Origin of the sequence: Pseudomonas sp. EA_65y_Pfl1_P113 (assembly GCF_963970525.1) — a bacterium.
GTDB lineage: Bacteria > Pseudomonadota > Gammaproteobacteria > Pseudomonadales > Pseudomonadaceae > Aquipseudomonas > Aquipseudomonas tritici.
This window is the reverse complement of record NZ_CAXAQM010000522.1, coordinates 1-464: the sequence shown is the minus strand read 5'-3', so window position 1 is coordinate 464 and position 464 is coordinate 1. Positions and strand designations below refer to the sequence as shown.

The window sequence follows — 464 nt, the reverse complement described above, 5'->3', positions numbered from 1 at the left end:
CAACCGCGCGGGCGGGGGGGCATCGAGCATGAGCGGCATCATGTCATGCCTGCACGGGTGCGTCGATTGCCATGGATCATCCGGCACCGCAGACCGGCACGCCCGCCGCGTCGAGCGCATCGACCTCGGCGTCGCTGAAGACGCGGCTGCGGATGATGAAGCGCAGTCCCTCGGGCCCCTCGAGCGAAAACCCCGCGCCGCGCCCGGGCACGACATCGATCGTCACCTGCGTATGCCGCCAATAGGCGAATTGCGCGGCACCGATCCACACCGGCACGTCGTCGGCGATACGCCCCAGCAAAATGTCCTGCCCACCGACCCGAAACTCGTCCGCAGGGTAGCACATCGGTGCCGATCCGTCGCAGCATCCCCCGGACTGGTGGAACATCACCCGCCCGTGGATCGCGCTCAGCCGATCGATCAAGGCGATCGCGGCGTCGGTTGCGAGAATACGGGCAGGTGGC

At 67.9% G+C, this 464-nt stretch carries 1 protein-coding gene; it reads right to left on the bottom strand.

Annotation, left to right across the window (positions count from 1 at the left end; all coding sequences use genetic code 11):
• Positions 1 to 76: 76 nt before the first annotated feature.
• Positions 77 to 464 (bottom strand): DUF779 domain-containing protein (locus AACY52_RS30875; protein WP_339561476.1); only part of this gene is annotated, 388 nt, incomplete at its 5' end.